This window comes from Streptomyces sp. NPDC059080 (genome assembly GCF_042739975.1).
In the GTDB taxonomy this organism is placed as follows: domain Bacteria; phylum Actinomycetota; class Actinomycetes; order Streptomycetales; family Streptomycetaceae; genus Streptomyces; species Streptomyces benahoarensis.
The window spans coordinates 16,071-42,647 of sequence record NZ_JBHYGX010000041.1 but is presented as its reverse complement, the minus strand read 5'-3'; the positions used below and the strand labels follow the sequence as shown (position 1 = coordinate 42,647).

Genomic DNA, 26,577 nt, shown 5'->3' with positions numbered 1-26,577 from the left:
GTCTCCTCCGCGCTCCCCTGACACACCCAACCCACCACCCCCCTATCAACCACCAACCCCCCCCAACCCCCGCCCCCCCCACCCTTTTGCCCGCCCCCCCCCCGGGGGGCGGGGCCCCCCCCCCACGTTCGCGCATGTGCGTTCTGTATCCGAGCAGCCAGAAGCCTGGCCCTCCGCTCGGGAGAGGCCGGGTTTCGTACGTCATACCGATGGCTTTATTCACGGGTCATGGCAGTCAGTCACCACGTCACGGAAGTTGAGCCAGAACCCGAGTTTTGACAGCACTGCGGTTCTTACTGGGACAGCATTGGGATGCTCCTGGTGAAAGGTGCTGTTCATGCCGCAGATGTCGAAGCTTCGGCCGTTCCGCGTCGCAGCCGGTTTCCAGTACGGCGTGCACGAGCGCGGGTAGGGCGTACGTCTGCGTCTTGGATCCCGGGCCGGTGACTCCCTCCGGGGGGGCTTCTCCGGCGCTCTGCGAAGTCCTTCGCCGGGCAGTCACAGTCCGGGCCCCGAGTTTTCCCCAGTGCAGAGGGGGGCTGCCCCCACCATCGACCGGCCCGCTGCCAGGATGGTCCGGCAGGCATCGCACAACGAGGCTGAATGCATACGGATCCACCAAGCGAAAAGGGAACCCTCTGTGTTCAGCTTCACGCCGCTGCGCCGCCGCACCGCCCGCACGGCTGCCGTCGGCGCTCTCGCCGCCGCGGCCTGCGCCACCGTCATGGCAGGCAGCGCCGGAGCCATCGTCAACGGGTCGGACTCCACCGAGAGCTACCCGTTCATGGCGACCATCCCGGAGTCGGCCCCCGAGCACGGTCTGCACGACGGGAACTGCGGGGCGTCGCTGATCGATCGGCAGTGGGTACTGACGGCGGCCCACTGCGTGAAGGGCGACGGCCTCAAGTTGGACGGCATCGTGCGCGTCGGCAGCGCCCACCGCACGTCCGGCGGCACTGTCCGCAAGATCGACCGGACCTTCATCCACCCCGCCTATGTGAACGGCGGCGGCAAAGTCGCCAACAAGAACGACATCGCGCTGATACGCCTGGACCGCCCGGTCGCCGGGAAGCCCATCGAGATCGCTGCACAGGCCGGACGGCCCGGCACACCGACCCGGCTCCTGGGCTTCGGCACCACCGTCGACACCGAGTTCACGTTCCCGGACCGGCTCCAGGAGCTGAACACCCGCAGGGGCGCCATCTCCGAGTGCGCGCCCGGCTACGCGGACCGGACCCGGCTGTGCACGATCACCACCGTGCCCAAGGCCATGGCGTGCTTCGGGGACTCCGGCGGCCCCCAGGTCCAAAAGGGCCGGGGCGGCCGCTGGGAGCTGATCGGCGTCACCTCGGGGCCCGGCGCCCCGAACGTGCCGTGCTCGCAGGGCCCCGGCCTCTACACCAGCGCGCCCGTCTACGCCGGCTGGATCGACAAGACCATGAAGAGCAACAGTGCTCTGTCGACTGCGGCCAAGGGCTCCGACCTCGCCAAGACCGGCACGAACGACAACACCGCGGCGATTGCCGGCGTAGCCGCCGCGCCGCTCTCAGCAGTTCGGTCTGCACCTGGTAGCCATCGCGGAAGGAAATGACGTCGTCGAAGGACCAGAGGTCCACCGACGCGCTCGCCGAGGCCACCACGGCCTCCTGCCAGGACGCCCGCTCGACCCCAGCCAGTGAGCAAGGTTCGACGAACGCAGGGGTGAAACCCTTCTCGGCGCAGTAGCGGACGTAGTCGAGGGAGTCCTCCTCACGCCCGAGCACACGTACCTTCACCGGCTGTTCCTCTCCCCCGTGCCGACCTGCTCGGTCGCTTCCGCCGGCGGCTTGCGCAGGGCGAGCAGATCCCCTCGTACGCCCGTGTCATCGGGCTCTCGGGCGGCCGCCGGGCAGCAGACGTCGCGGTGATCGGTGACGAGTGCACGGTCGCGGAGGAAGTACGGCGCTCCCGCGACGCAGGCGCCACGGAGGTGGTGTTCGCCGGTACGGAAAGCGCCGGTAACGCCGACCGCCGCCGTACCTGGCAACTCCTCGGCGAACTGGCGGGCGGTCCGGTCGCCAGGGGCTGACCCGCGCCGGGGCGTACGCCGGACCGGGCGCCACCGGGCCGCTTCCGCGGGCTCAGAACTGCCGCAGGTGGTCGCGGAGCCGACGCGCCACCTGGCCCATGAGGGCTTCGGCCCCGGGCTGGGCGCTCGCCGGGACCAGCGACTCGGTGAGGACGGCGACCGCGAATATCTGGCCGTCGGCGTGCTCGACCACGCCCGCCTCATGCCGGAGGTTGAGCAACGTACCGGTCTTGGAGGACCAGGTGGTGGCGTCGGAGCTGAAGTCCGGGGCGAGGCGGTGGCGGAGCAGATGGTGGCTCATCAGCTCCCGGACGCGCGCGGCGACCTGCGGTGGGATCGCCGAGGGCGTCCACAGCGCCTGGAGCAGGTCGGCGTAGGCGCGGGCGCTGCCGGTGTTGGCGCGGGTGGTGTCGAGCTGCGGCACGCGGTGGCCGCGGCCGCTGGTGCCCGCGTCGATGGCGAGGGCGTGCGCCAGATGGGCCTGCCCGGCGTCGAACCGCTCCTCCGGCGTCTCGGACAGCTCCCGCATCCCGTGCCGGACGGTGATGCCGACGAGGCCGAACTCCTGGAGGATCGCGGCGACCCGGGCGGGCGGGGTCAGGCCGAACAGCGCGTCGGCGGCCGTCCCGTCGCTCACGCACGTACTCAGGTAGAGCAGATCGTCGAGGGCGATCCGTACGGGGTGCCGGAAGCGGCTCAGCCCGGTGGGGCCGGGAGTGGTGATCCGGCCCGGCGCCACGTCCAGCATCGTCGCGCCGTCGAGTTCGCCCCGCCGGATGCGCTCGACCGTCGCCAGCGCCAGCGGCACCTTGACCAGGGAGGCCACGGGCAGTTGGGCGTCCGGCTCGATCCCCAGCTCCTCGCCGGTGTGCAGATCACGGACGAGGAGACAGCCGTGGAGGCCGCCGTCGTGCAGGTCGCGACGCAGTTCGCGCAGCAACGCTTCGGTACTCATGGACGGCTCCGGGCGGTAGGGGCGGGGACGGTGGGGTACCCCGGTCGGTGGGGGCCGGGCGGTGTGGCGGTGGACGGCGCGGTGTCGCCGGCCCGCCGAGGAGATGGTCAGGTACCGGTCTGCGCGGGACGGTTCGAGGGGCGCGCCCGGACGGTCCGGGCTCCGCGGCCGTGCGCAGTCCCGGCCCTCACGAGTCCGCCCCGGTGCCGGTGGCACGGTCGACGCCGAGACAGCGGGCGAGGGCATCGCCCAGGCGTGCCTCCATGTGCCGGCCGCTGCCCTCCGCGGCGGCGAGCGCGTAACCGCGGGCGAGCGTGATCCCGCCGAGCGGCCGCCAGTGCAGCGCCAGCTCCGTGGCCTGCGCCGGGGAGCAGAGCAGCAGGTCACGACTGGTCAGGACCTCCGCTGCCGCCGTCGTCAGATCGGTCGCGGTGACGAGCTGGGCGGGCCGCAGCCCCACCGCGTCCCGCAGCCGGGTGAGCGGATCGCGGATGTGCGGTACGTCGTCCTCCGGCTGGATCCAGACGCACCGGGCCGGGCCGGTGGCGGCGCGGCCGACCCGCAGCGTTTCGAGGTGGACGCGGCGTGGGCCGGAGTCGTCGGCGGCGGCGAGGCCGAGCGGCACCGTCCAGGTCGCGCCGTCCGGCGGCACGGCGAGCACTCCGGCGCGCACCTGGTGGGCGTGGAGGAGTTCCTGCCGCCGCGCCGGGGCCTCGGGACGCAGGTCGAGGGTGACGCCGTGCCCGCGCGCCTCCGCGACGAGGCGTGCCCGGTCGGCGGTCGGGCAGATGGCGGGCACCGCGAGCCGCCACGGCCGACGGCGCGCGGCCTCCGCCTCGTGCAGCAACACATCGGCAGCCTGGACGAGTTGCCGGGCAACGGGGAGCATTTCGCGGCCGAACGCCGTCAGCACGGCCCGCCGCGCGGTGCGCTCGAACAATTTCTCCCCGAAGTGCTCCTCCAACGCGGCTACCCGGCGGCTCGCCACCGACTGGGACATCCGCACGGCGGCCGCCCCCACGGTGAAACTGCCGCGCTCGCTGACGCTGACAAACGCACTGCACGCCCCCACGAGATCCACTCCGGGACCCTATGCCAGATCGGCATGGAACCGTGCGTCGGCGTATTGGACTGCATGACGGGCGGGGGCAACAGTGGTCGTGCAATCCCGATCACCCACCGGGACGGGCCCGCCCGTCCCCGATGCGCCCTGCCCGCAAGGCGCCTGGAGGTCAGACCATGCAACCGTTCCGTGCCCGGGGTGCCGTTCGCGGCGCGCTCGCCACCCTGCTCCTCGTCCCACTCGTCGCCTGCGGCACCGGCAGCGCCGAGGCGGAGGCATCGGCGCCGTCCGCGACGGTCGCACCGTCCCACGCCCGGCCGATCGCCCAAGACCTTCGGCAACTGGAGCAGAAGTTCTCCGCGCGGCTGGGCATCTACGCCGTCGACACCGGCACCGGCCGCGAGGTCGCCTACCGCGACGGCGAACGCTTCCCGTTCAACTCGACGTTCAAGGCACTGGCCGCCGGGGAGGTCCTGAAGCAGAGCACGCTGAGCGGGATGAACGAGGTGGTCAGGTACTCGCAGGACGATCTGGTCCCCAACTCCCCCGTGACGGAGAAGCACGTCGGGGCCGGGATGACGCTGCAGGCACTGTGCGACGCCGCCGTCCGCTACAGCGACAACACCGCCGCGAACCTGCTGTTCGACAAGCTCGGCGGCCCCAAGGGTCTCAATGCGGCGCTGAAGAAGCTGGGCGACCAGGTGACGCGGATGGAACGCCCCGAACCGCTGCTCAGCACCTGGGATCCGAAGTCCACCCGTGACACGACCACACCCCGGGCCCTGGCCAAGGATCTGCGCGCCTACGTCCTCGGCAAGGTGCTGCGCCCGGCGGAGCGCGCACAGCTCACCACCTGGCTGCGGACCAACACCACGGGCGACACCCTCATCCGGGCCGGTGTGCCCAAGAGCTGGGTGGTCGGCGACAAGACCGGCATGGGCAGCAACTACGGAACCCGCAACGACATCGCCGTCCTGTGGCCCGCACACTCCTCCCCGATCGTCGTGTCGATCCTGTCGAGCCGCGACGCGGAGGACGCCACCCCCGACGACAAACTCATCGCCGAAGCGGCGTCGGTGGTCGCCCGCACGCTGAAGTAGCCGGACGCGGCGGGCGGGTGCCGCCGGGCGGGGCTGCGCCGTGAAGAACGCAGTCCCGCCCAGGGCCGGACCGCCGGCAGCACTGTCCCGGACCGCTCACGGACATGAGGGGCTCGCCCCGGGAACGCTCACCGGGCCCATCTGGAGAGCGGCGGTGCGGCTCCGTGCCCTACGGGTACCAGGGCGGACGCCCACCGGCGGCCCACCGGCTCAGCGTCCGACCGTCGACGAGACGCAGCGGCTGGTCGAGTTCGGCGTTGGCCCGCCGCGCATCCTGCGTAAAGTCGCTGGTCGTCACGATGAGCGCGGTATCGCAACGGTGGTAGGCACGGTAGGTCCCGTTGACCGCGTAGACGACGGGCGCACCGACCCGGTTCCCCGCCGCGAACCGCTTGCACTGGACCGCGATCCGACGGCCGTCGGCGAGCTGTACGAGGACATCGAGCGCCCGGTCGTTGGCGCCGCCGGACACCGTGGCGGCACGGACCCCCGGATCGCGACGCGCGAGATCCGCGACGGCATGCTCGAACTGGCTCCCGCTCATGTGCTGATATGCGGCGATGCTGTGGGTGCCACCCGTACGAGCATCAGCACGCGCCCTCGACTCCCGGAAACGGCCGCCGCGCATCCGGTGGACGGTCACGGCCACCCCGAGTACCAGAGCCCCCAGAAGGCCACAGACGACGGGATGGGCCCGGACCGTCGCGATGACGACGATGAGCGCCCCCACACCGACGACGAAGCGCCCCAGGGTGACCTCGCGCCTCAGCCGCCGCACAGTACGCCGCCGGGCCCGCGCAACCGGCCGACGACGAACAGCGGAGGGCCGTCGCACAGCGCCGGTCCGACGGCTACGGGTCGAGGAACGTCGTTGTGCCGGTGCAGCCATCGGTCTCCCCGGTTCGATGGGGGCAGGTCGCATCGAGGCCGGCGCCCGCCAGGCAATCCCTGCAGTGTGCTGGGACTACGGACCCGACCGGCGCAAAGCCCGGCATGTTGGCCGGTTGTCGTGCTCGGCCGAGCGAGTTGTCGCCCTTGTCAGCCCCTCACGTCCAGCTGAGCGGCGCAGTCGTCGTGGATGTGCACCGTGAACTCGGCGCCGCCTGCCTCCTGCCGCCTGCCGCCTTCAGGCCGCCGTGCCGTTCCAGGGCAGCCTGACACGCTGGGCATACGGCCTATATTCCACCCCGCACAGGACTTCCTTCTCCGCTCTCCGTCGGCCTCTGCGGGCCTTCCCAGCACGCCACCACGTCATTGGTCCGGGTCACCGTGGCCACCAGGGCCAGGGAGTGACGGACCAACGCGGGGACGTACGCGGCCGGCACACCCGCGATCGCGTCCTCGGGTACCACCGCCACATATCCGGCGTTGACCGCGTCGAACACGGCATTCGGGATCGCCACGTTCGCCGACACTCCCGTGATCACCACCGTGCGGCAGCCGAGGTTGCGCAACAGGGCATCGACATCCGTACCGGCCAGCGGCGACAGACCATGCATCCGCCGCACCACGAGGTCGTCCTCCGACACCGCTATCGGTGCGGCGATCCGAGCCGCGGCCGTGCCGACGACCTGCTGTACGGGCAACCGCTCGGCAGCCCGGAACAGCCTGGCGTTGCGGCTGGCCCCCCGGCCGTCCGGGCGCCGTACCGCGAGCGCATGCATCACCTGCACCCCGGACCCGTGCGCCGCGGCAACCAACCGCGCCACATTGCCCAGCGCCCCCGACTCCCGTGCGGCCACGGCCAGTTCCGGCAGTGCACTCTCCGTCCCCACAACGCCCTGCTGGCACTCCACGGTGAGCAACACCGTCGTCGCCGGGTCCACCTGCGCCATGAGTCTCGCGTCCGCCGCCATCCCCGCCCCATCCTCTGCGCGTTCAGCGATCTCCGGACTGGAGCTCCCGACCGGCCTCACCCGCCGACCGGCCCCGCCGGAGACCTACCGCATGCCCTTGCATCCTGCGTCGCGCACACGCAATCATTCCTGACGGCCCATCAGTTTTCAATTGACAAGGATCCAAGGATCAACGGCGCAAGGAACGCCACATCGCCACCAAAGGGAACTCGATTCGGGAAAGGGACACCGGCCACCTGCCGGTCGGCACAGCCCGGCCTGGCAATCGGTCCGCCCTGGCCCACGGATGCACCACGCTCCACTGCGACCGCCCGGCCAAGCTTCGGCCGCCCCGGCACACCCCCGATTCCTTCCGGGCGAGATCAAGCACGGATGTCACGGACTCCCCGACCACCCCCCATCACGGCACGGTGCACCTCAAGCCGACGGCGACGACGGAGGCGACTCACATGACGGAGACCACGAAAGACGGCGGCACGGCTGACACGCAGCGGCACGGGCGTCGGATCATGATGACGGCCGACGAACGCGATGCCTTTCTCGCCGTGCAGCGGACCTGCCGCGTCGCCACCGTGAGCGGGAACGGCGCTCCCCACATCGGCGCGCTGTGGTTCGTCTGGGACGGCACGGCGCTCTGGCTGTATTCGCTCACTCGCAGCAAGCGCTGGAGGCAACTGCGGAACGACCCCCGGCTCTCGGTGGTGATCGACGACGGCGAGGCATACGGGGAGCTGCGCGGCGTCGAGCTGTCCGGCCGGGCCGTCTTCGTCGGGGAGGCACCGCGCACCGGCCAGCCGTGCCCGGAACTCGACGTCCCGGAGCGGTTGTTCGCGTTCAAGTACTTCGACCTGGAGAGCATGCCGCACGACGGCCGGCACGCCTGGCTGCGTCTCGTACCGGACACCGCCGTCTCGTGGGACTTCCGGAAGATGCCGAGGGGCTGATCGCACCGGACCTGCTCCGGCCGGTACGACCGGCGGGCCGGCCGTGACGAACTTGCGCTGCGTCGCGCCCACTTCTCCCCTTGCTTCCGTCCCGTCCAAGCGTGTTGCTGGTTTCATCTCGGCTGTTGTCATGCCTTCACGTTAGGTTTCGTCGCTGCTGTCCGTAATCAGGGAAATCCCTTGTTCCGCTCGGGGATCTCCCTGACTCACCCCCGAGCCGACGTGGGCGACGAGCCACGCCGGAAAGGCGCGGGCGTCGGCCCGTGCATGCGATGTCAGTGGTCTCTGCGAGAGTGGACGGGTCAGCTCAACAGCACCGGTCCGCGCCGTGTCGGCCGCGGGGCGGTGGGCAGCTGCGGCCCGGTGCGGCCGGGCGCCGACAAGGATGGAGGAGTTGCGGTGAACGTGTTCTTCCCCGCGCTGCGTGACAGTTCTCCCGCGCCCGCGCTGCGCTTCGGCGACCGCACGCTGAGTTATCGCCAACTCGCCGCAGTCGCCATACCGCTCGCCGAACATCTCGGCGGGCGAACGCGCGTCGCGGTGTGGGCGACCCCGACTCTGGAGACGTCGGTGGCCGTGGTCGCGGCGCTGCTGGCCGGGGTGCCCGCGATTCCTGTGAACCCCAAGATCGGGGCGAGCGAGTTGGCGCACATCGTGGCCGACAGCTCCCCTGACCTCGTCCTCACCGAACCGGGTGCCGTACTGCCCGACGCGCTCGCCGCGCTCCCCCGCCTCGACGTCAGGACCGCCACCGCCGAGCTGGCGTTTCCGCAAGAAGCGGATGGCCGGGGCATCACGGAAAGCGGGCTGACGGACGGACCGGAACGGACGCCGGAGTCGGGCGCCTCGGCGCCCCCAAAGGTGCCGGTGCTCCCGCACGAACCAGGGGACGAGGCTCCGGCGCTGATCGTCTACACCTCCGGCACCACAGGGCCGCCCAAGGGTGTGGTGCTCCCCCGCCGGGCCGTCGCGCACACCCTCGACGCGCTGGAGGACGCCTGGCAGTGGACTGCTGACGACGTACTCGTCCATGCTCTTCCGCTGTTCCACGTCCACGGCCTCATCCTCGGCGTCCTGGGGCCACTGCGGCGCGGCGGCAGCCTCCACCATCTGGGCCGGTTCACCACGGAAGGCGTGACCCGCGGCCTGTCCGACGGTGGGACGATGCTGTTCGGTGTTCCGACGATGTATCACCGTCTCGCCATGGAGGCTGGTGACGATCCGGCGCTCGCCGCTGCCCTGGGCGCCGCCCGGCTGCTGGTCTCCGGGTCGGCGGCGCTGCCGCTGACCGACCACGAACGCATCACCGCGGCGTGCGGGCGCCGGGTGATCGAGCGGTACGGCATGTCGGAAACGCTGATGAACACCAGTGTGCGGGCGGACGGCCCGTCGGCCACCGGCTCGGTCGGTGTGCCGCTGCCCGGCGTCTATCTTCGCCTGGTCGACGAGGCGGGCCAGGACGTCGCGGGGTCCGACGGCGAGACCGTGGGCGAGATCCAGGTGCGCGGCCCGAACCTCTTCGTCGAGTACCTCAACCGCCCGGACGCGACCGCCGGGGCTTTCGACGGCGGGTGGTTCCGCACCGGCGACATGGCAGTGCGGGACACCGAGGGCAACTACCGCATCGTCGGCCGGAAGGCGACCGATCTCATCAAGAGCGGCGGATACAAGATCGGCGCCGGTGAGATCGAGAATGCTCTGCTGGCGCATCCGGCGGTGGCCGAGGCAGCCGTCACCGGTGAGCCGGACGACGACCTCGGCGAACGGATCGTCGCCTGGGTGGTCATGGCACACGATGCCGCGCGGCCCTCCGCCGATGAGCTGTCCGACCACGTCGCCCGCCACTTGACCCCGCACAAACGCCCGCGCACCGTGCATTTCCTGAACGCCCTGCCACGCAACGACATGGGAAAGATCCTCAAACGCCAACTGGGTTTGTGATAGCTCCGCCCGAAGGCCCTCCGGTGCGGCACCTGCCCGGGGAGCGCGGTGTCCGCGATGCCCCGCCGTTCACTCGGTGCCGCCGCCCGGGCGGGATTTCGAGGACGTATCCGCCGCGCCTTCCACCTCCTTGCCCGCTGTCTGCAGGGCGTTGACGGCGGCACGGATGGAGGGGCGGCGGTCCGCGTCCGCGCGCCAGATCGCGTAGACGTGGCGTCGCATTTGGTGGCCCACCGGCACCACGCTCACCCCTTCCGGTACCGGACCGCGCCCCAGACGCGGCGCGACCGCCACCCCCAGACCGACGGCGATCAAGGCGAGTTGGGTGTGATGTTCCTCTGCCATGTGTGCAATGCGCGGCTCGATGCCCTTGCTGCGCAGGGTGAACATCAGCCAGTCGTGGCAGAACTCCCCCTGTGGCCAGGAGATCCAGGCATCGTCGGAGAAATCCTCCAGTTCGACGGTGCGGCGGCGGGCCAGCGCGTGGTTCGAGGGCATGGCCACATCCGCCGGATCGTCCAGCAGCGGAGCCTTGGCGAGACCGTCGGGCAGGGACAGCGGGCGGTTGTACCAATCCAGTACGACCGCGAGGTCGATGTCTCCGCGTACCACTCCCCGTACCGACTCGTCCGGCTCCAACTCCGTCAGATGGGAGCGGAGCTGCGGATAGGCTCGGCTCAGCCTCACCAGTGCGGACGGGAAGAGTCCCCGGGCAGCGGTCGGAAAGGCGCCGAGCCGGAGCTCCCCGACGGCCTGGCCGCGACGCGCCTCCAGCTCTGCCTCCGCCAGCTCGACCTGGGACAGGATGCGGGCGGCGTGGTCGGCAAGGAGACGGCCCGCGTCGGTGAGGCGGACGCCCCGGCCGTTCTTCGCCAGCAGCTGCTGCCCGGTCTCCCGTTCCAGCTTGGCGATCTGCTGGGAGACGGCCGATGTCGTCACATGCAGCCCGTCGGCCGCCGCGCTCACCGAACCGTGCCGCGCCACCGCGTTCAGCGTCCGGAGGCGATCAAGGTTCAACATGTAAGCAATGCTAAGTGATACCCCCCACATATTCTCGCTTGTGCTACGACGTTGCACGGCTCATCGTGGTGCGCATGAGCACCACCGCCTCTCGCGCGACGCGCGTCGCCGCCCCTCCCTCCCCAGCCGCCTCCTCGCCCACCGGTTGGCGGCTGCGCTTCGCCGTACTGGCCCTGATCTGGGGCTTCAGCTTTCTTTTCATCAAGGTCGGCACTGAGGGCTTCGCGCCCCTGCAGGTGACGCTCGGCAGGGTGGCGTGCGGCGCCGCGGTGCTGCTGGTCGTGCTCCTCGTGAAGCGGCAGCGGCTACCGCGTTCGGCGCGTACCTGGGCACACCTGGCGGTGGCAGCGCTCTTCCTGAACGCGCTCCCCTTCGCGCTCTTCGCCTTCGCCGAGCTGACCATCCCCTCCACGCTTGCCGGTATCTGCAACGCCACCTCGCCGCTGTGGGGCATGGCTCTGTCGGTGGTCGCCCTGTCCGAGGACCGCCCCACGCGCCGCCGAGTGGCCGGTCTGGGTGTGGGATTCCTGGGCGTTCTGACCGTGCTGGGCGCATGGCAGGGCTTCACGGGCACGGACCTGACGGGCACCGCCATGGCCCTCGGCGCCTCCCTCTGCTACCCGATCGGCTGGATCTATGTGCGCCGTACGCTGGGCGGCTCCCAGGATTCCCATCTCTCCCTCTCCAGCGCACAGCTGCTGCTGGCGACCGCGCAACTCGCGGTGGTCACGCCATTGTTCACCAGCGCGCCGACCGCCTTCCCCGTCTGGCCCGTGCTGTCCGTCATCGCCCTTGGCACACTGGGTACCGGCATCGCGTTCCTGCTGCAGTACGGATTGGTCGCCGAAATCGGCCCCACCACGGCACAGATGGTCACCTATTTCATTCCCGTGATCGCCACGGCCGCCGGGGTGGTGCTGTTGGGTGAGCAGCTCAGCTGGAACACGCCGGTCGGCGCCCTGATCGTGCTCGCCGGCGCCGCCCTCACGCAGAGCAAGCCACGCCGCTCCACCCCTTCGCCCGTCGTGGCCTCGGGTCCGGGCCGCTCCGAAACACCTCCGCACTCCGCGGAACGGTCCGGCTCTGTCACATGCACCCGCACCTCCCCCACCGGCCCACCCGCCGCCCCGGACACCGGCGCACCCGCGCCCGTACCCCATGCGGCCCTGGCAGGCGGGACACCCGACGAAGACTGACCGGCGACGCGGTGGCCGGTCAGTCTCCGTCCTGACACCTCGCCCGCTCCTGATGGGGGCCGCCTCGGCGCGGCCCCCATCCGTTCATTCGTAGCGTCGCGCCTCGCCGGAGCCGATGGCGGCCGCGACGGCCTCGGCCAGCGGCTCGGTGTCGGCAGAGGTCAAGCCGGAGATCGTGATGCGGATCGCGGGCGGTGACTGCATGCGGAAGCGCGCACCTGGCGCCACCGCCCAACCGGCGTGCAGCAGACGGGCGACCGCTCCCGTCTCATCGGGGACCGGCACCCAGACGTTCATGCCGCTCCGCCCTCGGGCGGGCACCCCGCGCGCGGCCAGTGCGCGTATAAGGGCGTTCCGCCGCTCGGCATACGCGGCGGCCACCACCACCGGGTCAACGGCGGAGCTGCGCCACAGATGGGCGACGGTGTGCTGGAGGAGATGGCTCACCCACCCCGGACCGAGACGCTGTCTGCCACGGACCCGGTCCACAGTCGCCGGGTCGCCGGTCATCACCGCCAGCCGCAGGTCCGGGCCGTACGCCTTTGCCGTCGAGCGCACCAGCATCCAGTGGTCGGTGACGCCCGCGAGTGGGTGGAGGGGAAGGTCGACGATGCCGTGACCGTGGTCGTCCTCGATCAACAGGACTCCGGGGTGTGCCCCCAACAGGCTCCGCAACTCGGTGGCGCGCGCCCGACTCACGGCCGCTCCGGTGGGGTTCTGCGCCCGGTCCGTGACGACGACGGCCTGCGCCCCCTGATCGAGCGCCCGCGCCAACTCCGCCGCCAGCGGCCCCTCATCGTCGACGGCCACCGGGGCGGGGCGGAGGCCGAGTGCCGGAATGAGGTCCAGCAGGCTGCCCCAGCCCGGATCCTCCACCGCCACCGTGTCCCCCGGTCGCAGATGCACGGCGAGCGTTCGCTCGATGGCGTCGAGCGAACCGCTGGTCAGCGCTATCGGCCCGGCAGGGACGCCGTCCTCAGCCAGTGCGGCGAGCGCCATCGACTCAAGGGCACCGTCGACCGGCGGCGCGCCGTAGAGCACCGGCCGCCCGGCACTGCGCGCCGCGGCGGCCGTCACCGCCTCCTCCCATGAGGGGAGAAGCGCCGTATCAGGGTTCCCGGCAGAGGCGTCCCGGACGCCCGGCGGTACCTCGACCCGGATCGCGTCGCGCGCCGTGCTCGCAGGCCGCGGACGGATACGGCTGCCGCGTCGCCCGGCCGTCTCGATCACCCCACGGTCCCGCAGCGTGCGGTACGCGGCGGCGACCGTATTCGCATTCACCTCCAGATAGACGGCCAACTCCCGCAGCGGGGGAAGGACTTCGCCCGGTTGGAGCTCACCGGCACCGACGGCTCGCTCGACGCTGGCGGCAATTTCCGATGCGCGCCGCCCTTCGATCCGATACTCTTCTAGCACAAAATTGATTATGCACTAGTGCAATGGAGTTGGCAATGTCCCGGACCCCGTCGCGCCACCGGCTGCACATCCCCTTTGCTTCCCCCGCCGACGATGCCCCTCAGGAGTACGCGCGGACCGAGCGGACCGTTCCCACCCGGTCCGCCGACCGTGCCGCCTACGATCAGGAGACCGTCCACGCGATCCTCGACGAGGGATACGTCTGCCATCTGGGATTCGTGCGGGACGGCGCACCGGTCGTCCTGCCCACGCTCTACGGCAGGGTCGGCGACCGCCTCTACCTGCACGGTTCGACAGGTTCGCGACCGCTACGGGCGGCCGGGGAGCCGGACCCCGGCCTCGCGGTCTGCGTCACGGTGACGCATGTGGACGGCCTGGTGCTGGCGAAGTCGGCGTTCCACCACTCCATCAACTACCGCAGCGTGGTGGTGCACGGCACCGCCCGCCAGGTCACCGACCCGCAGGAGAAGACCGCGGCCCTCGACGCCCTCGTCGACCACGTACTCCCCGGCAGGTCCACCGATTCCCGGCCCGGCAACGCCAAGGAGCTGGCCGCCACCGCCGTCATCCGGCTCGATCTGCGTGAGGTCTCGGCGAAGATCCGCACCGGCGGCCCGAACGACGAGCCCGAGGACCTGGCGCTCCCCCACTGGGCGGGCGTACTGCCCGTGGCCCCCGTGTACGGCACCCCCATACCGTCGGAATCCCAGGCCCCCGGCATTCCCGAGCCGGCGTATCTCACCGCACGATGAGGAGCCTTCCGTGCTGATCCACCCCTGGGACGCCCCGACCCACGACAGCGAATGGCAGCACTGGCTCGCCGGACACGACTTCGGCCAGCTGGCGGTCAACGGCCCGCCGGGCGCGCCGCCGCTCGTCCAGCCGATGCACTTCGCGTACGTGCCCGGGAGCGGTGAGGTCGTGACCCATCTCGCCCGGCCGAATCCGATCTGGCCCGCGCTGGAAGCGGCGCCGACCGTGCTGCTGAGCGTGGTGGACGACTACACCTTCATCCCTGGCCCCTGGCAGGCCACCGAGGACGAGCCACCCGAGCACGGCGTCCCCACGAGCTTCTACGCGGCCGTGCAACTCACCTGTCACGCCCGCATCGTGGACGACCCGGAGGCCAAGGCCGTGCTGCTGCAACGTCAGATGGATCACTTCCAGCCGGAGGGAGGCTCCGCGCAGGTCGCCGCCGACCAGGCACCGTACGGCCGTCAGCTCGCGGGAATCCGGGGGCTGCTTCTGGAGGTACGAGAGGTACGGGCCAAGTTCAAGTACGCCGGCAAGCGGTCCGAGGCCGTGCAGCAGCGCATATCCGATCGGCTGGCCGAGCGGAACGCGCCGGGCGATGCCGCCGCCCGCGTCCACCAACAACGTCGCCTCGCAGCCGCTCGCGAGGGGCGCACCCGGACGCCGTGAGGTGCCCGCGTCCCGTACTGAGGGCAGGCGACCTGGGGCGCGGCACATGGTGTGGCCGGGCGCTCGCCGTCCGGGGCAACCGCCCGACTTCACCACCTGGCAGCCCACCCGCCGAGGGCGCCGGGGTGCTCCCTGGCGGCTGCCGCACTCCGGCAACGACCGGCGCTCACCGGCACCGCCTCAGTCGGGCAGCCGTTCCCTGCGCTCGCGCTCGCCCGTCGCGTCCGCGCTGTCGGTGGCCACGGCTCCGGGCGACCCGGCGACCACAGTGGTCTCCTCCTGGCACCCGGCCGTCGGCGTCGACGATTGCGCGATGAAGGCGCCGACCAGCACCACGACGCCGCCGAAGATCTGCGGAGGGGAGAGATGTTCGCCCAGCAGCACCCAGGCCAGGACTGTCGCGATCACCGCTTCCAGGCAGGCCACGACACCGGCGACCTGGGGCGACAGTCGACGGATTGCCACCACACCGGTGAGATAGGCCAGGACGGTCGCGACCAGCACGATCCAGGCGAGCAGCAGCGCAGCGGGGACATCGGTGCCGTTCATCGAGGTCATCCCGCCGAGTACCGACCAGTCCATCCCCCAGGGGCGGGCGATCACGGTGAGGACGACGGTGCCGATCAACAGCCCGTACGCGACGACGCCGAGCGGATCGACGGTCTCCTCGCCATCGGTTCCGTGGTCCGAAAGGACGAAGTAGCCGACCTGGCAGCAGGCGGCGCCCAGGGCGAAAGCGAGTCCCAGTGCATCGATGCTGAGCCCGGACCACACCTCGACAACGCAGGCCAGGCCACCGACGGCCAGGATCACACCGATCGCGGCGGCGCGGGTGACCGGCCGCTTCTGGACGAAGCGGACCCAGCCGAGCACCAGGGCGGGCGCCAGATACTCGATGAGGAGCGCGACACCGACGGGGATCCGGGACAGTGAGGCGAAGAAGCACGCCTGGACACCCGCGACGGCGAGCAGCCCGAATCCGGCGAGCAGCGCGGGCCGCCGTCGCACCAGGGAGCGGTGGCGCCAGGCCACGGGAAGCATCACCAGGGTGGCGCCCGCGACACGGAGCCAGGTGACGTGAAGGGGCTCCAGTCCCGCCTCGATCAGGGGTTTGGCGGCGACACCGGAGCCGCCGAAGGCGACGGCGGAAAGCAGCGCGAGGGCCAGGCTCGTCCCTCGGCCCGCGGTGGCCGTGTGCCCTTCCGCCCCGGGTACGGGAGGGGGCGCGGACGATCCCCCGGCGCCGTGAGTACCCCGACCCGGCCGGGCGTTCGTAGCGGCAGGGCTCCCCGAAGACGCGTGCATCGGGTCATCATGACAGGCGCCACTGGCAGAGTCACCCCTTACCGGCTCGTCCCGTCTCCCGGACTACGGGGCAGCCGTCAGCTGGCCATCACCCCAGGTCGGCGGCGTCCCCATCCAGGCGGGCCGCGAGTCGCGTGGTGTCGACGGAGGCGCGGCGCAGCACCTCGACGGCACGGGACTCGGGATCGTCCACCAAGGCGGCCAGCAGATCCAGGCAACCCGCACGGAGGGCGTAGCGGGCGTGCGCGCGATCGAGGGCACCGTCCATGGCTGCGGCCGCGGCGGGCGACCACCCCGGTACGCCGCCCTCGGCCACCATGGGCACCGCGCCGGAATCCTCGACGGTGCCGTGCCACTGGAGCCCGTATCCGATGCTGCGCTGGACGAGGTAGCCGAGGAGCCGGGCGATCTGGGGCGGCCCGCCGTCGAAGGCATCCCGTACGGCCGGGTCCCACTCCAGCAGACCGTGCAGGAGGTGTGCGGTGTCGACCTGACGATCACCGTCCCGCGTGGCCCGTCGGCGGGCAGCGGATATCACCGACGCCAGCTCAACGGTGAGCTGTGCGTCCATATCCACCCGCGCGGGGACCTCCCCGCCGCTGTACGCAGTACGGTTTTGCACGCCTACCACCCCACCAGCCACGAAACGCCCGGGCATCCCCGGTGGGGAGCATTTACACATCCCACCATGGTTGGGGAGAAGCCCGTCACTTCTCCTCCTTACGGAGGAGAAGCGGGCGCCGTGAGGGCGAAATATCCGGAAGCCACCCCTGCGCCGGGAAACCCGGCCGCTGCTCCCCGATGTCCTCCCGTGACGGACCTACGAGGGAGCACCGCCCAGTGCAGCATCCCGCCGTGGCGTACCTCGGCGCTCATCCGGCGGGCGGCCACGCCGCTGTGGCTCTCGGAGGAACAAGTGTGGCTTGGCTGATCGTCGGCATTGACGGGCCATCAGTATGGAAGGTTGTCGCCGGTGCGGATACCTTCCGCGGACCCGTCAGGCATGTCGTCACCTAAAGGGGTGGTCATATGGCCGCAGTCACCGCGCAGGTCCGCATCGAGGCTCCAGCCGGGCAGATCTGGGAGCAGCTCACCGACTTCGAGGGCTACGGTCGGTGGAACGCCACGCACACCGACTTCCCTCAAGGCGGGCCGGATCCGCTGGAGACGGGCGCGGAGTACGAGGAAAACATGAAGCTGATGGGCTTCCCGGCCGAGGTCCGCTGGACGGTACGGGAACTGCAGCCGGAGCGGCTGCTGGACATCCAGGGCAAGGGCCCGATGGGCGTGACGCTGGCAATGCGGTACGCGCTGGAGCCGGACGGCGGGGCGACGACGGTACGCATCGACGGGAAGTTCTCCGGCGCCGCGGTGTCCTTGATGGCCGGAAAGCTCAAGGACTCCGCGAGCTCGGCGCTGCAGACGTCACTGCGCGAACTCGCCGCACTCGTCGCCTGACGCAAGCCCCGACCCTCGCGCCGCGCCCCTCTAGAGGCCGCGGCACGGACTTCGGCGAAGCCCCGGCGCGCGGCTGCTCGCGCACGCCGGGGCGGGTATCCGCACGCCGGGGCGGGGTGCTGCGCACCCCCGGCCCTCAGTCCTCCTCGGCGAGGATCAGGTAAAGCTCCTTCCGCGCCTTGTTGACCACCGCCATCGCCTTTTCCCGCTGCTCAGGGGTGCCGGTCGCCCACACCTGCCGGAAGGCGTCGACGAGACCCCCGCCGGCCTTGCGGATCTCGTTCATGGCCTCCCAGTCGACGCCACGCCCGGCCTCCTCCCAGGGGGCTTCGGGGCCGCCGCCGGCCTCCGTGCGCCCCTCCTCCGTCAAGGAGAAGAGCCTCTTGCCCCCCTCGGACGCGCTGGCGATCAGGCCCTCGTCCTCCAGGAGCTGGAGGGTCGGGTAGACCGAGCCGGGGCTGGGCTTCCAGGCGCCGCCGCTGCGCTCGGCGATCTCCTGGATCATTTCGTAGCCGTGCATCGGGCGGTCCTTGAGCAGCGCGAGGATCGAGGCGCGCACGTCGCCGCGCCGGGCGCGGCCGCGCGGCCCGCCACGCCCCCGGCCACCGCCGAACTGCGGTCCACCGAAGGGGGGCCCGAAGGGCCCGAAGGCGCGGCGGCCCTCGAACCGGTCGCCGAAGCCACCGAATCCGCCCGGTTCACCTGGGCCACCGGCGCCGGGGCCACCGTGTCGACCGGCGCCCCAGGGGCCGCGACCGAATCCGTTTTCCTGTCCGTGTCCATGTCCGTGGGATCGCATGAGCTGTCCTTTCGCCAGCCGGTGACCCAGTGGCCAACCGGTCGCCGGCCAACCATTTCATTGACTGATCGCGATGCGTCAACGATATATCGGTATTTATTTTTTTGACAAGGGTGAGCACGCCTCGATGCCACCCACCGTCATGCCAATTTCTCGGGATTGGCCCTGAACTGTGGCGGATCGGGTGGCCTAGGGTCCTCGGCATGAGGATTCGTATCGTCGATGCGTTCAGCACACGCCCGTTCACCGGCAACCCGGCGGGAGTTGTCCTTCCGGACTCGGATGACTTCCCTTCCAGGTACTGGATGCAGGACGTCGCCCGGGAGGCGAACCAGTCGGAGACCGCGTTCGCCCATCCCCTGCCGCCCGGTGGCGAGGCGGACTGGGCGCTGAAGTGGTTCACTCCGACCACCGAGGTCACCATGTGCGGGCACGCCACGCTCGCCACCGCGCATGTCCTGCACACCACCGGGGCGGCCACCGGAACAGTCCGCTTCGCCACCCGCAGCGGTGTCCTGACCACGACCGCGAACGACGACGCCACGTTCACCCTGGACTTCCCGACCGCCCCGCTCACCCCTGTGAAGGTTCCGCTGTCGGTCACCCGCGGGCTGGGCGGCGCCCCGATCCGCGGCGCGTACGAGACGGGTCCGCAGCTCGGCGACCTACTGGTCGAGCTGGCTGATGAAGAGGCCGTGGACTGTCTGTCGCCGAACTTCGCGGCGCTGGCCGGGCACGACGGCAGGGGTGTGATCGCCACCGCGCGCGCCGACACGACCGACTGCAGTTACGACGTCCGGGCCCGCTGCTTCTTCCCTCATGTCGGTATCAACGAGGACCCGGTGACGGGCAGCGCGCACACCGCGCTCGCGCCGTTCTGGGCCGCCCGGATCGGCCGGGACAGCCTCACCAGCCTGCAAGGGGGTGCCCGCACCGGCCTCATCCACACCCAGCTGCGCGGCGACCGCACCCTGCTGATCGGCTCCGCCGTCACCGTGATCGACGGGGAACTCCTCGCCACGCCCTGAATACCGTATGAATGCGGTGCCCCGTCCCGATGGATGCGGTGCCCCGTCCCGCGGGACCTTTCCGGGGCACCGCACTGCGCTGCTTCCGGTCGTGTCCGAGCCTTCGTCAGGCCGCCCCCTGCCGTTTCTCGGCACTCGTGAGCGTTCGCGGCAACCAGCGGCGGGATGGCGGTGTTTCTCTTCGTGAAAGATCTGGTCGGCGCCGGAGGCGGCGGCCAGCGCGAGGATCTGACGGGGGAAAGAGGTAGCAGCGATGTCACACCACACGCCGCCGAACTGTTCAGGAACCGGAGGAGCGGGGCTGCCGGGGAGGGAACCGCCCAACGGGCCGAAGTCCGATACGGGGAGCGGCCTGCTTCTCTCCTCCGCACCGAACACCACCGGTCTGCAGGAACCACCGGTAGCGCCCAGTTCGGGCCTCTCGGGAAGACGCCGCGGTCTGCCTGGTGCGTCCCGGAGGACGACGGCACAGCCCTCGGGTATCCGCCCCGGCAGGAAGCGGACGGGCGCGGCTGCACCGCCGGTGGACGACGCCCGCACGGCTCCGGCGTCCGACCCCCGGTACGCGGCGCGGGACCACAGACCAATCGGCGCGGTCTCAGCGGGAGCCGAGGGCGTGGAGCACTTCCCGGGCAGCGCGACGGCCGGACTCGACGGCTCCTTCGAAGTAACCGTTTCCATGCACGGCGGTCTCCGTGCCCGCCCAGTGGAGCGCCCCCTCCGGCAGACGCAGAGCGTTGCCGAAGGCCGTCCATCCACCGGGGGTGAAGTGCCCGGAGAAACAGCCCCGGGTCCACTCCTCCGCGAGCCAGTCGAACTCGACGAACTCCTGCGGTTCCGCCGCCCGCTCGGTGAACAGTTCGCCGAGGCGGCGGGTGATGCTCTCCCGGCGCTCTCCGGGCGGACGGGCCCGCAGGTGGGCTGCGTCGTCGCCGTAGACGAACGCGGTCAGCACCGCCCTCGGGGCCTCTGGCGGCGTGTTGTCGACGGTTTCCGTGAGCACGCCCGTCGCCGACGTCGACACTCCCGACAGCCCCTCGTCCCGCCAGAAGGGCTCGGAATACACGGCATGGACCTTCAGCGCGGTACCGGCCGTCATACGCTGGAAGACACCTGCCCTCGGGGCGCTCAGCGGCGGGTCGTAGCGGAGGCTCCCGGCGAGCACGGGCGGCAGCGTGATCACGGCCCGCGCCGCGCGGTACTCCCCCAGAGTCGTGGTGACGCGGACCCCGGTGTGGTCGTGGGCGATGCCGACGACCGGCTCGGACAGCCGGACGGTGCCGTCGGGCAGATCGGCGGCCATCCGCTCGGCGATCTCCTGCGCTCCGCCGACGATACGAGTCTCCTGCGCCCCGCCCCGGAAGCCGAGCAGCGCCTCGGTCCCTCCGCCGCTGGCCAGGTAGAAGAGCGTTTCGAGCAGGGAGGTCTCCGAAGGGCTTCCGGCGAGGAGTCCGCCGGAGATGACCCGTCCGACGTAGCGCTTCGCGGCATCCGGGGCCCCGGTCTCATCGAGCCAGGTGCCGAAGGTCTGCCGGTCCCAGGCCACCGCGTCGGCGGCGGTCCACGGGCTCTTCACGGGGACATGCCCGCACAGCGTGTCGAGTTCCCGGAGGAGCGCGGTCACCTCGTCCGGGAGCGCGGTCCGGTGCTCCCCGTCGTAGTCGATCACCGAGGAGCCGTACTGCGGGGTCGGGTAGGTGGCGATGCCGTAGTGGCGGACCAGTTCGCTGATCCGGGGCTGGCCGGAGGAGATCCACTGTCCGCCCAGGTCGAGTTGGGTGCCGTCGGGCAGAAAGCGGGTGAAGGCCCGCCCGCCGACCCGGCCGCGGGCTTCCAGTACGAGGATGTCGCAGCCCGCCCGGTGGAGTTCCTGCGCGGCGCTGAGGCCCGCGAATCCTGCGCCGACAACCACCGCGTCGCGCTCGCTCACTCCGGTCACCACTTCCCTGTCTCATTCCGCCCGGCCTGCGCCGTACGGGCCGACGGCACCTTCAGGATCATGGCCGGGCGGCGGGCCCATGGGGCGCGCCACACCGCTCATGGCCCGGTTCACCCGGTATGGGCAACCGCCCCCGCAGGGCCCCCACCGCGGAAAATCGCCGCTGTCGGCCCACCTCCGCACCCCGGTCCTTTCGGGTCCGGCTCGCCAACGCCCGACGTGCACCACCTGCTCCGGGCCACCGGGCCATCCCCCTGGAACGAGCCACGAACCAGACCGAACAGCTCACCCGCACCGCATCCATCCGGCGCACCCCGCGCCCTGCGCCTACAGCGTCGGCAACCAGTCCACCCGGCCCGCGAGCAGCGCGTATCCCAGGAAGGCCACGATGTCGATCAGGGCATGTGCGGCGATCAGCGGGCCTACGCGGCCCCACCGCCGGTAAAGGAGGACGAAGATCACGCCCATCACCATGTTGCCGACGAAGCCGCCGATGCCCTGGTAGAGGTGGTACGAGCCGCGCAGCACGGCGCTGGCGGCGAGTGCAGCCATCGGCGTCCAGCCCCACTGCCCCAGGCGGCGCAGCAGGTAGCCGACGACGATGACTTCCTCCAGGACGGCGTTCTGCACGGCGGAGGCGATCAGCACGGGGAATTTCCACCACACATCCGGCAGCGCCTCAGGCACCACCGTGAGGTTGAAGCCCGCCGCCCGCGCGCCCAGGTAGAGCAGCAGTCCGCTGCCGCCGATCACCGCGGCGACCGCCGTACCGCGCCCCAGGTCGAACCCGGGACGCCCCCGGTCGCATCCCAGGGCACGGAGCCCACCCACCCGCTCTCGCAGCAACAGATGCGCCACCAGGGCGACCGGCACCAGCGCCGCCGTGATCCCGAAGAGCTGCCAAGCGAGGTCCAGCCACGGACGGCCGGGCGCGTGGGAGCCGTTCAGCATCGCCGCCTGCTCCTTGAGGCCGTCGGAGCGGGTCACCGCGCCGAGGAAACTGATCAGCGCGGACACACCGCTGGCCCCCAGCGAGAGGGCCAGCACCAGAAGCGTCTCGTTCCGCAGCATCTTCCGGGACAGGAGCTCTCCCGGGCGCCCATCACCGGGTACGTCAGCCTCGCCACGGACGTCCACATCCGACCCCACAGATTTCTTCACTTCCACCGCTTTCTCCGCTCGCGCTCCTGCCTGCGCATCCATCGCTTCCACCACTTCCGCGATACCGCCACCCGTGCCATGCCTGCCCGGCTAGGGTCGCCGCACCAGGTACGAAGATCGCGCGACAGGCCGGGGCAGGCGCCGTCCACGTGGTGCGCCCCACCTCCGCCGAGTCCCGATCGAGCCCCGAGACGCAGAAGAGGCGCTACCGCGATGGGACGTCACAGCTTGCCCGACAGCTCCGAACCGGACGGCGCGGGGCCCCGGCCCGGCACGCGCCGCCGCACCGTCGTGCTGGCCACGGCGCTGGTCCTCGCTCTCGCGGCGGGCACGGTGGTGGTGCTGCGCGCCGATCTGCTGCCGTTCGGCAAACCGTGTGGCGGCGACTCCGTCCGGCTCGATGTCGTCGCCTCGCCCGACATCACCCCGGCCCTCGACGACGTGGCGGAGCAGGCACAACGCGATGAGACACGGACCGACGGGAAGTGCCTGGACGTCAAGGTGACGGCGCGCTCCGGAGCAGAGGTGGCCGACTCACTCGCGCAGCGCCCGGCACACAACGAATTCCAGGTGTGGATACCGGACTCCACTCTCTGGGAGGACCGCGTGGAAGCGGCCAGCGGCACGCCGTTGACCACCAGCGGGACGATCGCGGCCTCCCCCCTCGCGCTGGGTGCCGTGCCCGCCGCCGCCGAGAAGCTGGGCTGGCCGGAGAAGACGTACGGCTGGGCCGCGATGGCGAAGGCTGCCGACGACGGCACTCTGCCGCTCGGGGTGGCCGACCCCGCGCGCAGCGCCACCGGACTCCTCGTGCTCTCGCGCATCGACGCCGCCTACCGGAAGGAGGAAACGGGCGAGGACGCCGGCACGGCACAGAGCCGGACGGCCGCCGTCGCCAAGATGCTCCGCCGGCGGCTCGCCGGCGGCGACGAAGAACTCGCCGCGACGCTGCCGCGTGACGCCTCCGACGCCGAGACAGCCGATCCGCACCGCAATCAGACGGTGCTCCTCTCAGAACAGGCCGCGTTCGCGCACAACCGCGCCGCCGCCGGGCCCGGGCTGGAGCTCTTCTACCCCGCGGACGGCACCGTCCAGCTCGACTACCCGTACACCCTCGTGGACGAGAACCAGCTCGACGCCGACCAGTCGCGCGCCGCCAGCCGCTTCATGACCCTCCTGGCCACGCCCGAGGGTCAGCAGGTGCTACGCGCCCACGGCTTCCGGGCGGGCCACGGCAGGGCGGACGAGAAGGTGACCCGTGCGGCGGGCGGACGCGTGCCCCAGCCGTACACCCAGGACGCCGACCCGCTGCCGTCCGCCAAGGAGATCCGGGCGCTGCTCGGCATGTGGACGGTCACCGTGCAGAACGCCCGGCTCACCACGGTGGTCGACGCCTCGTCGTCGATGGGGCTCGCGGTGCCGGGCAGCGGCGGCCGGTCACGGATGGCGCTGGCCAGGGATTCGCTGCTCCAGGCGCTGACGACGTTCACGCCGGACGACGAGATAGGGCTGTGGAAGTTCGCCACGGTGCTCGACGGTTCCCGCGACTACCTGGAGATGTCCCCCACCACCCGGCTCGGCGGCCGCGACTCCGGCGGCTCCACCCACCGTGACGGCCTCGCGGCCGCCCTGCGGAAGCTCGCGCCCGTCCCCGGTGGCCGCACGGGGCTGTACGACACCACGCTCGCCGCGTACCGCGAGGCCCGGTCGTCGTATGCGGAGGGGAAGTTCAACGCGGTCGTGGTGGTCACCGACGGCACGGACGACGACGCCGACAGCATCGGGCTGGACGGCCTGGTGGAGCAGGTGAAGAAACTGACGGACCCGGGGCGGCCGATACCGCTGATCGCCCTCGCGCTCGGCCCGGAGGCCGACCGGTCGGCACTGGACCGCATGTGCGCCCCGACCGGCGGCTCCGCCCACAAGGTCGAGGACCCGTCACAGATCGGCGAGGTGATCCAGCAGGCCATCGTCGCCGCGGGCAGCGCAGAGCAGGGATAGCACGGGCGACCGGAGCGCACAGGACCTGCCCGAAGGCGGGCGGCTCCCGGCCTCGTCCCCGGGGCGAGCCGCCGACGGCCCGTACCCCAAAGGTCAGCCACCCGGCTCACGGCCCCCGGGGCAAGCCGCTTCCCGGGTCTCCCCACCGGTCAGCCCCGCACCAAGCCTCCCCGTCTCACCCCTCGTCCGCCCTCTCCCCGCTCCCCCACCCGTTCGCTTCCGCGCGGCGCGGCGGCGGTACGGTCCGGCGGACCGCGGGCCAGGCGACGGGCCAGGTGTGCACCGGCTCGCCGGACCGCATCAGTTCGCCGTAGCGGCGGGTCATCGCGGCCAGTGCGGCCCCGCGGTCCAGGCCCTGTTCCCGCGCATGATGGTAGGCGGCGGTCTGCCAGGAGGCGCCGTTGGTGCGGCGGGCGCAGCGTTCCTCGATGATGCCGAGGTAGCGGTCCCGGTCGGCCGGTTCGACGCCCCAGGCGTCCAGCCCGGCGGCGGCCAGCGGCAGCAGCTCCTGCCGGACCAGCCGCGTCACCGGTATCTCCGCGACCCCGCCCCGCCCCGGACGCGGCCAGCGCAGCGTGGCGTCGATGCCGTGGCGACAGGCGGCGGCGAAGTTCTCCGCGGCAGCGGCGAACGGCAGCCGGGTCCACACCGGACGCGGCTCCTCGGCGAGCGCCCGCACCAACCCGTAGTAGAAGGCGGTGTTGGCGAGGACATCGGCGACGGTGGGACCGGCCGGCAGCACACGGTTCTCGACCCGCAGATGCGGTACGCCGTCGGCGACCGCATACACCGGACGGTTCCACCGGTAGACGGTGCCGTTGTGCAGCACCAGCTCCGCCAGGTCGGGCACCCCGCCCGCGTCGAGGACACGCAGCGGGTGCTGTGTTCCGCAAAGCGGCAGCAGCGGCGGGAAGTACCGAACGTTCTCCTCGAAGAGGTCGTACGCCGAATCGATCCAGCGCTCCCCGAACCAGGTACGCGGGCGCACCCCCTGCGCCTGGAGTTCCGGTGGCCGGGTGTCGGTGGACTGCTGGAAGACCGGCGGCCTCGATTCGCGCCACAGCTCACGGCCGAAGAAGAACGGCGAGTTGGCACCGACGGCCACCTGGACGGCGACGAGGGCCTGGGCCGCGTTCCACACCGCGGCGAACCGGCCGGGCGTCACCTGGAGATGCAGCTGTACGGAGGTGCATGCGGCCTCCGGGGCTATCGACGGCGATCGGGCGATGAGCCGTTCGACGCCCTGGATGTCGAGCGCAAAGTCCTCGCCGCGCGCCGACCGCATTTCGTCGTTGAGCAGGAAATAGCGGTCGTTCTCGGAGAGGCTTGCGGCGGTGAGATCGGTGGTTTCCAGGGTCGGCAGAATACCGATCATCACGATCCGGGCAGCCACTTCGCGGGCTTTGCGGTCGGCATAGGCGAGCGCGGTGCGGAGTTCCTCGGCAAGCTGCTCGAAGACCTGCCCGTGCAGCCGGTGCGGGGTGATGTTCACTTCGAGATTGCAGCGGGCGAGTTCGGTCTGGAAATCCTGGCTCGCAATACGCTCCAACACCTGGGAGTTCATCATCCGGGGCAGCCCGTCGGCCCCGGCGAGATTGAGTTCGATCTCCAAGCCCACCAGATTCTTCGGCCGGTCGAACCTTTTCTCTCCCAGCAGCCTCGCCAACCCCTCAAGACACTCCTGAAGCTTTCTTCGATAACGCTCCCGGTCCGCCAGGCCGATGCCGTCCGCGGCGACCTTCTCCCCCATCGAAGGGTCCTTCCTCCAGTGGACGGCCCGCAGCCACGGGCCGTCCGGGGCCGTCCCCGGCACCACCGGGGCACGCATCACGGTCGATGATGCCCCGGTGATCTGATCCATAACGCCTTGAGGGCGTTCGGCTGCCCGATAGGCTCGAAGTGGCG

Annotated in this window: 22 protein-coding genes and 1 pseudogene; 11 read left to right on the top strand and 12 right to left on the bottom strand. The window is 71.2% G+C overall.

The window, feature by feature from the left end:
• The first annotated feature begins 640 nt into the window (after window positions 1–640).
• Window positions 641–1,591, top strand: a complete 951-nt coding sequence (locus ACFWWQ_RS24865) for a S1 family peptidase (RefSeq protein WP_384600122.1) — start codon at window positions 641–643, stop codon at window positions 1,589–1,591.
• Window positions 1,592–1,822: 231 nt separating this feature from the next.
• A pseudogene (locus ACFWWQ_RS24860) lies at window positions 1,823–2,068 on the top strand (LLM class F420-dependent oxidoreductase); the annotation flags it as partial.
• A 52-nt stretch (window positions 2,069–2,120) separates the two neighbouring features.
• Here ACFWWQ_RS24860 and ACFWWQ_RS24855 read toward each other — a convergent pair.
• On the bottom strand, window positions 2,121–3,023 hold the full coding sequence (locus ACFWWQ_RS24855; protein ID WP_384600118.1) for a serine hydrolase: 903 nt from the start codon (window positions 3,021–3,023) through the stop codon (window positions 2,121–2,123).
• A gap of 187 nt (window positions 3,024–3,210) precedes the next feature.
• Entirely contained in the window at window positions 3,211–4,104 is an 894-nt protein-coding gene (locus ACFWWQ_RS24850) for a LysR family transcriptional regulator (RefSeq protein WP_384600114.1), read from the bottom strand.
• A gap of 158 nt (window positions 4,105–4,262) precedes the next feature.
• Here ACFWWQ_RS24850 and bla point away from each other — a divergent pair, with 158 nt between their 5' ends.
• Window positions 4,263–5,186: a class A beta-lactamase gene (bla, locus tag ACFWWQ_RS24845; RefSeq protein ID WP_384600110.1), complete on the top strand. Its 924-nt coding sequence runs from the start codon at window positions 4,263–4,265 to the stop codon at window positions 5,184–5,186.
• Between the two features lie 169 nt (window positions 5,187–5,355).
• Here bla and ACFWWQ_RS24840 read toward each other — a convergent pair whose 3' ends face one another.
• Entirely contained in the window at window positions 5,356–5,964 is a 609-nt protein-coding gene (locus ACFWWQ_RS24840) for a restriction endonuclease (RefSeq protein WP_384600107.1), read from the bottom strand.
• Between the two features lie 397 nt (window positions 5,965–6,361).
• Window positions 6,362–7,042 (bottom strand): isochorismatase family protein, encoded by a 681-nt coding sequence (locus ACFWWQ_RS24835; RefSeq protein ID WP_384600104.1) that lies wholly within the window; start codon window positions 7,040–7,042, stop codon window positions 6,362–6,364.
• Window positions 7,043–7,491: 449 nt separating this feature from the next.
• Between ACFWWQ_RS24835 and ACFWWQ_RS24830 the strand changes: the two genes are divergently transcribed.
• Together ACFWWQ_RS24830 and ACFWWQ_RS24825 are read left to right on the top strand one after the other, a co-directional pair.
• Window positions 7,492–7,986 carry a pyridoxamine 5'-phosphate oxidase family protein gene (locus tag ACFWWQ_RS24830; protein ID WP_384600101.1) on the top strand — a complete coding sequence of 165 codons (495 nt, stop codon included), beginning with the start codon at window positions 7,492–7,494 and terminating at the stop codon, window positions 7,984–7,986.
• Between the two features lie 399 nt (window positions 7,987–8,385).
• Window positions 8,386–9,927, top strand: a complete 1,542-nt coding sequence (locus tag ACFWWQ_RS24825; protein WP_384600098.1) for an acyl-CoA synthetase — start codon at window positions 8,386–8,388, stop codon at window positions 9,925–9,927.
• 69 nt (window positions 9,928–9,996) lie between these two features.
• On the opposite strand, the gene ACFWWQ_RS24820 is transcribed toward ACFWWQ_RS24825, so the two are convergent.
• Window positions 9,997–10,947 (bottom strand): LysR family transcriptional regulator, encoded by a 951-nt coding sequence (locus ACFWWQ_RS24820; protein WP_384600095.1) that lies wholly within the window; start codon window positions 10,945–10,947, stop codon window positions 9,997–9,999.
• Window positions 10,948–11,021: 74 nt separating this feature from the next.
• Here ACFWWQ_RS24820 and ACFWWQ_RS24815 point away from each other — a divergent pair, with 74 nt between their 5' ends.
• Window positions 11,022–12,143, top strand: a complete 1,122-nt coding sequence (locus ACFWWQ_RS24815) for an EamA family transporter (RefSeq protein ID WP_384600092.1) — start codon at window positions 11,022–11,024, stop codon at window positions 12,141–12,143.
• An 84-nt stretch (window positions 12,144–12,227) separates the two neighbouring features.
• Here the strand turns inward: ACFWWQ_RS24815 and ACFWWQ_RS24810 are convergent, their stop codons facing one another.
• Window positions 12,228–13,559 carry an aminotransferase class I/II-fold pyridoxal phosphate-dependent enzyme gene (locus ACFWWQ_RS24810; protein ID WP_384600088.1) on the bottom strand — a complete coding sequence of 444 codons (1,332 nt, stop codon included), beginning with the start codon at window positions 13,557–13,559 and terminating at the stop codon, window positions 12,228–12,230.
• Window positions 13,560–13,594: 35 nt separating this feature from the next.
• Here ACFWWQ_RS24810 and ACFWWQ_RS24805 point away from each other — a divergent pair, with 35 nt between their 5' ends.
• Window positions 13,595–14,311, top strand: a complete 717-nt coding sequence (locus tag ACFWWQ_RS24805) for a pyridoxamine 5'-phosphate oxidase family protein (protein WP_384600085.1) — start codon at window positions 13,595–13,597, stop codon at window positions 14,309–14,311.
• 10 nt (window positions 14,312–14,321) lie between these two features.
• Window positions 14,322–14,981, top strand: coding sequence for an FMN-binding negative transcriptional regulator (locus ACFWWQ_RS24800; protein WP_384600082.1), 660 nt, complete (start codon window positions 14,322–14,324; stop codon window positions 14,979–14,981).
• A gap of 180 nt (window positions 14,982–15,161) precedes the next feature.
• Here ACFWWQ_RS24800 and ACFWWQ_RS24795 read toward each other — a convergent pair whose 3' ends face one another.
• The gene (locus ACFWWQ_RS24795) at window positions 15,162–16,286 is read right to left on the bottom strand and encodes a DMT family transporter (RefSeq protein ID WP_384600080.1); all 1,125 of its coding nucleotides are present in this window, start codon (window positions 16,284–16,286) and stop codon (window positions 15,162–15,164) included.
• A gap of 88 nt (window positions 16,287–16,374) precedes the next feature.
• Window positions 16,375–16,908, bottom strand: coding sequence for a Clp protease N-terminal domain-containing protein (locus ACFWWQ_RS24790; RefSeq protein ID WP_384600077.1), 534 nt, complete (start codon window positions 16,906–16,908; stop codon window positions 16,375–16,377).
• A 407-nt stretch (window positions 16,909–17,315) separates the two neighbouring features.
• Between ACFWWQ_RS24790 and ACFWWQ_RS24785 the strand changes: the two genes are divergently transcribed.
• Complete coding sequence (locus ACFWWQ_RS24785; RefSeq protein ID WP_384600074.1) at window positions 17,316–17,744, top strand: SRPBCC family protein; 429 nt, start codon at window positions 17,316–17,318, stop codon at window positions 17,742–17,744.
• Window positions 17,745–17,880: 136 nt separating this feature from the next.
• Here the strand turns inward: ACFWWQ_RS24785 and ACFWWQ_RS24780 are convergent, their stop codons facing one another.
• Window positions 17,881–18,543: a PadR family transcriptional regulator gene (locus ACFWWQ_RS24780; RefSeq protein ID WP_384600072.1), complete on the bottom strand. Its 663-nt coding sequence runs from the start codon at window positions 18,541–18,543 to the stop codon at window positions 17,881–17,883.
• Window positions 18,544–18,746: 203 nt separating this feature from the next.
• On the opposite strand from ACFWWQ_RS24780, the gene ACFWWQ_RS24775 reads away from it, so the two are divergent.
• Window positions 18,747–19,571: a PhzF family phenazine biosynthesis protein gene (locus tag ACFWWQ_RS24775; protein ID WP_384600069.1), complete on the top strand. Its 825-nt coding sequence runs from the start codon at window positions 18,747–18,749 to the stop codon at window positions 19,569–19,571.
• A 598-nt stretch (window positions 19,572–20,169) separates the two neighbouring features.
• Here ACFWWQ_RS24775 and ACFWWQ_RS24770 read toward each other — a convergent pair.
• Window positions 20,170–21,513: a flavin monoamine oxidase family protein gene (locus tag ACFWWQ_RS24770; RefSeq protein WP_384600066.1), complete on the bottom strand. Its 1,344-nt coding sequence runs from the start codon at window positions 21,511–21,513 to the stop codon at window positions 20,170–20,172.
• 324 nt (window positions 21,514–21,837) lie between these two features.
• The gene (locus tag ACFWWQ_RS24765) at window positions 21,838–22,581 is read right to left on the bottom strand and encodes a CPBP family intramembrane glutamic endopeptidase (protein WP_384600063.1); all 744 of its coding nucleotides are present in this window, start codon (window positions 22,579–22,581) and stop codon (window positions 21,838–21,840) included.
• Window positions 22,582–22,884: 303 nt separating this feature from the next.
• Here ACFWWQ_RS24765 and ACFWWQ_RS24760 point away from each other — a divergent pair, with 303 nt between their 5' ends.
• A complete protein-coding gene (locus ACFWWQ_RS24760; protein ID WP_384600061.1) occupies window positions 22,885–24,672 on the top strand; it encodes a substrate-binding and VWA domain-containing protein in 1,788 nt (595 codons plus the stop codon).
• A gap of 175 nt (window positions 24,673–24,847) precedes the next feature.
• Here the strand turns inward: ACFWWQ_RS24760 and ACFWWQ_RS24755 are convergent, their stop codons facing one another.
• Window positions 24,848–26,422, bottom strand: a complete 1,575-nt coding sequence (locus ACFWWQ_RS24755) for a glutamate-cysteine ligase family protein (RefSeq protein WP_384600161.1) — start codon at window positions 26,420–26,422, stop codon at window positions 24,848–24,850.
• Between the last annotated feature and the right edge of the window lie 155 nt (window positions 26,423–26,577).

Coding starts and splice junctions, on each gene's coding strand:
- ACFWWQ_RS24855 (WP_384600118.1), bottom strand. CDS start 3,023: ATGAGTACCGAAGCGTTGCTGCGCGAACTGCGTCGCGACCTGCACGAC.
- bla (WP_384600110.1), top strand. CDS start 4,263: ATGCAACCGTTCCGTGCCCGGGGTGCCGTTCGCGGCGCGCTCGCCACC.
- ACFWWQ_RS24835 (WP_384600104.1), bottom strand. CDS start 7,042: ATGGCGGCGGACGCGAGACTCATGGCGCAGGTGGACCCGGCGACGACG.
- ACFWWQ_RS24830 (WP_384600101.1), top strand. CDS start 7,492: ATGACGGAGACCACGAAAGACGGCGGCACGGCTGACACGCAGCGGCAC.
- ACFWWQ_RS24820 (WP_384600095.1), bottom strand. CDS start 10,947: ATGTTGAACCTTGATCGCCTCCGGACGCTGAACGCGGTGGCGCGGCAC.
- ACFWWQ_RS24815 (WP_384600092.1), top strand. CDS start 11,022: ATGAGCACCACCGCCTCTCGCGCGACGCGCGTCGCCGCCCCTCCCTCC.
- ACFWWQ_RS24805 (WP_384600085.1), top strand. CDS start 13,595: ATGTCCCGGACCCCGTCGCGCCACCGGCTGCACATCCCCTTTGCTTCC.
- ACFWWQ_RS24795 (WP_384600080.1), bottom strand. CDS start 16,286: ATGCACGCGTCTTCGGGGAGCCCTGCCGCTACGAACGCCCGGCCGGGT.
- ACFWWQ_RS24785 (WP_384600074.1), top strand. CDS start 17,316: ATGGCCGCAGTCACCGCGCAGGTCCGCATCGAGGCTCCAGCCGGGCAG.
- ACFWWQ_RS24780 (WP_384600072.1), bottom strand. CDS start 18,543: ATGCGATCCCACGGACATGGACACGGACAGGAAAACGGATTCGGTCGC.
- ACFWWQ_RS24775 (WP_384600069.1), top strand. CDS start 18,747: ATGAGGATTCGTATCGTCGATGCGTTCAGCACACGCCCGTTCACCGGC.
- ACFWWQ_RS24765 (WP_384600063.1), bottom strand. CDS start 22,581: ATGCTGCGGAACGAGACGCTTCTGGTGCTGGCCCTCTCGCTGGGGGCC.
- ACFWWQ_RS24760 (WP_384600061.1), top strand. CDS start 22,885: ATGGGACGTCACAGCTTGCCCGACAGCTCCGAACCGGACGGCGCGGGG.
- ACFWWQ_RS24755 (WP_384600161.1), bottom strand. CDS start 26,422: ATGGGGGAGAAGGTCGCCGCGGACGGCATCGGCCTGGCGGACCGGGAG.